This is a genomic window from Massilia horti, assembly GCF_004614195.1.
GTDB classification, from domain to species: domain Bacteria; phylum Pseudomonadota; class Gammaproteobacteria; order Burkholderiales; family Burkholderiaceae_D; genus Telluria; species Telluria horti.
The window spans coordinates 1-2,890 of sequence record NZ_SPUM01000084.1; the positions used below are offsets into that span (position 1 = coordinate 1).

Below are 2,890 nucleotides of genomic sequence, written 5' to 3' on the forward strand. Positions count from 1 at the left end.
GCCCGGCCCCGCTCGCCGCGCTCGGCGCCAGCCTGCTGGGCGCGCTGGCCGGCCTGCTGATGTTTCTGCCCCTGTACGCGCTCGGCGGCACCGCCGCCGGCGACGTCAAGCTGATGGCCACCGTCGGCGCCTTCGTCGGCGCCGCCGGCGCGTTCGAAATCTCGGTGCTGTCGTGGTGCGCCGGTGGCGTGATGGGGCTGGCGATCGTGCTGGTCAAGGGCCGCCTGCGGCCGGCGCTGGCCAACGTGCTGGCCCTGCTGCGCCCGCTGTGGCAGCGCGCGCGCGGCATCCCGGCAGTGCCTGAGCCGCTGCCGGCGCCCAGCGTCGGCACCATGCCGTACGGGCTGGCGATCGCCGTCGCCACCCTGTTCGCGCTGGTGCGCCATGCCTGAGCCGTTCGCCTGGTTCCTTGCTGAAGGTCAAGGGTAGGGGAGTGTCCACTGGCTAGAATCGGCTTATGTTCTTCGGAAAGATACCGTTGGAAAGAAGGGAAATCCGATGATGGACACTTCATGCGCGCCGGACGCCGGACTGCCCGCCCGCCGCGGGTCGGACGAGCCTGCCTGGGAACTGCCGCGTCAGCCGCGCACCGCGGCCGACACCGGGTTGCCGCCGCGTCTGGTCACCGAGCTGGTGGTCAAGGCCCTGCAGGCCGGCGGCGGCAAGACCCCGCTGCCGGCGCTGGCCGCGCGCCTGAAGCTGTCGATCAGCGTGCTGCGCGAGGTGCTGGGCCAGCTGGTGGCCGAGCAGCAGGCCGAGGTGGCCTGGTGCGGCGGCTCCGACATCGACGTCCAGTACCAGCTGACCGCGCTCGGCCAGCGCGCCGCCGCCGAGTACCTGGCGCAGTCGCGCTACGTGGGCCCGGCCCCGGTCACGCTGGAGGCCTACCGCCAGGTGGTGGCCTGGCAATCGTTGCGCCAGCCGCACGCGCCGCGCGTGGCGGCGGCTGCGCTGGCCGCGGCCCTGGCCGAGGACGGCCTGGAGCCGGCCATGCGCGACCTGATCGGTGCGGCCCTCCATTCGCACCGCTCGCTGCTGCTGTACGGCCCTTCCGGCAGCGGCAAGACCCGGCTCGCGCACAAGCTGGCCGGCCTGCACAGCGGGCTGGTGGCGGTGCCCTACGCACTCCTGGCCGGGCGCGCCATCATCCAGCTGTACGACCCGCACCTGCATCCGGCGCCCAGTGACCAGCAGCTGCGCGCGCTCGAGGAGCGCCGCAGCTGCGACGCGCGCTGGGCCGTCTGCCGCCGCCCGCTGGTCCATGTCGGCGCCGAGCTCACGCGCGCTGCGCTCGACCTTCGCCATGACCCGGCCGGCGGCGTCTACCACGCCCCGCCGCATCTGCAGGCCAACAACGGCGTGCTGGTGGTGGACGACATCGGCCGCCAGCGCATCCCGCCCGCGGAACTGCTCAACCGCTGGATCGGCCCGCTCGACCAGGGCGTCGACCAGCTGTCGCTCGACGGCGGCCAGACCGAAACCCTGCCGTTCGACGCGACCCTGGTGTTCGCCACCAGCGCCGACCCGCACGCCATGTTCGACGCCGCCCTGATGCGCCGCATCGGCTACAAGATTCCCGTCGGCCCGTTGTCCGAGGCCAGCTACCGCGCCCTGCTGCGCCGCCAGTGCCGGCTGCAGGGGATCGAGTGCGACGAGGACGCGGTCGAGCACCTGCTGGCACGCTTGCACCGCGCCGGCGGCAGGCCATTGTTGGCCAGCTATCCGCAGGAGCTGCTGGGCCGGATCGCCGATTTCGCCAGTTTCGCCGGCACCACGGCGCGCTTCACGCGCGCCAGCGTCGACCAGGCCTGGCACAGCATGTTTGCCGCCTGCGGCGCCCTTTCGCAGACGCAGCGCGCCTGCACCCTCCCGGAGGACTGAAATGAAGAACAAGCGTGCCCTTGTCGTGATGGCGGTGGCCATCCTGTTCGGCCTGACGGCCGTGGTGCTGGCCTCGCGCTGGCTGCTGATGCAGCCGGCCGCGATTGCCAACCGCATCGTGGTGGCCAGTGCCGACATCAACCTTGGCCAGCGCCTCTCGCCCGAGATGCTCAAGCTGGCCGAGTGGCCGGCCGACAGCGTGCCGAAAGGCGCCTTTACCGATCCGCAACAGGTGGGCGGGCGTGTGCTCAAGAACAGCGTGCAGGCCGGCGAGCCGGTCAGCGAAGCCAAACTGGCCCCGGCCGGCACGCTGGGCGGCCTGTCGGCCCTGATCAACGAAGGCAAGCGGGCGATCACGGTGCGCGTGAACGACGTGATCGGCGTGGCCGGCTTCGCGCTGCCGGGCAACTACGTCGACATCATCGTCAGCACCCAGAAGGACCCGCCCGTCAACAACAGCGGCGCACGCGAGCAGAACATTTCGAAGATCGTGCTCGAACGGATCCTGGTGCTGGCAGTGGCCCAGGAGGTCGGCCGCGACGAGACCAAGCCGAAGGTGGTCAATGCCGTCACCCTCGAGGTCACGCCGGAGCAGGCCGAAAAGCTCGACCTGGCGCGCAGCGTCGGCACCCTGTCGCTGGCGCTGCGCAACCAGATCGATCCGGCGCCGGCCAAGACCGAGGGTGCCACCAAGCTGACCTTGCTGACCGATGGGCTGCCGCCGCCGCCGAAAGCGGCGCCGCCCAAGCCGGCGGCGCGCCCGGCGCCGGTGGTGCACAAGGTGGCCGCGCCGGTGCATCGCGACTGCGTGAGCGTCATCAATGGCCTGCGGCCATCGCAAGAGTGCTTCTGAATTTCCACGTCTAGCTTCGGGGTGAACGAATGAACAGATGCCTCCAGAACGATCGGCGCGCGCAAGCGCGGCCCGGGAACCGCGGCCTGGCCGTGGGGGGGGGGGCCCCCCCGGGGGCGCCGCCGGCCCCCCCCCCCAGATAAACAAAAAACCCCC

General features: G+C 71.6%; 3 protein-coding genes. All 3 read left to right on the top strand.

Annotated elements, in window-relative coordinates; translation table 11 throughout:
* The coding region (locus E4O92_RS12965) for a prepilin peptidase (protein ID WP_135190196.1) at positions 1-392 on the top strand (392 nt) is incomplete at its 5' end.
* Between the two features lie 106 nt (positions 393-498).
* On the top strand, positions 499-1,881 hold the full coding sequence (locus E4O92_RS12970) for an ATP-binding protein (protein ID WP_229483327.1): 1,383 nt from the start codon (positions 499-501) through the stop codon (positions 1,879-1,881).
* Between the two features lies 1 nt (position 1,882).
* The gene (cpaB, locus tag E4O92_RS12975) at positions 1,883-2,734 is read left to right on the top strand and encodes a Flp pilus assembly protein CpaB (protein WP_135190197.1); all 852 of its coding nucleotides are present in this window, start codon (positions 1,883-1,885) and stop codon (positions 2,732-2,734) included.
* Positions 2,735-2,890: the final 156 nt, after the last annotated feature.

Coding starts and splice junctions, on each gene's coding strand:
- E4O92_RS12970 (WP_229483327.1), top strand. CDS start 499: ATGATGGACACTTCATGCGCGCCGGACGCCGGACTGCCCGCCCGCCGC.
- cpaB (WP_135190197.1), top strand. CDS start 1,883: ATGAAGAACAAGCGTGCCCTTGTCGTGATGGCGGTGGCCATCCTGTTC.